The following is a 435-nucleotide window of genomic DNA, read 5'->3' as shown; positions in this document are numbered from 1 at the left end:
TTATCTCTTCTATGGCAGCTGCTGATTGTTGTAAAGAACTTGCTTGAGATTGACTTCCTTCTGTTAGTCTTTGCATAGATGTTTTTAATTCTTCAGATTGTTTAGCTAGATCTTGTGCAAAGCTTGCTGATGCTCTAAGCATTGTTTTTATTTCTTCACCTAATATATTTGTTGTTACTTCTACATCACCTTTAGCATCTTTTACTTCTGTTGTAAAGTCTAATGATTTATAACTATCAAATACTCTAGTTATTTCATTCATATTAGAACCAATTTTACTTTGTAATACATCAAGCATTTTATTTAGAACATTTTTTAATTCTACTAATTGAGGATTAGCAGGATTTTCAATTATTCTTGCTGTTAGATCACCACTTTCTATTGCTTTTGCTGTTTCTGCAGATTGAGCTATTGCTTTTTGATCTTGGATTAGAG

Annotated in this window: 1 pseudogene; it reads right to left on the bottom strand. The window is 30.6% G+C overall.

The window, feature by feature from the left end:
• A pseudogene (locus tag PF022_RS08795) lies at positions 1–435 on the bottom strand (methyl-accepting chemotaxis protein); the annotation flags it as partial.

The sequence above is a fragment of the Helicobacter sp. WB40 genome, from assembly GCF_027859275.1.
Classification (GTDB): Bacteria; Campylobacterota; Campylobacteria; order Campylobacterales; family Helicobacteraceae; genus Helicobacter_D; species Helicobacter_D ibis.
Note: the sequence above shows the minus strand (reverse complement) of the source record. Positions and strands in the feature narration are given on the sequence as shown.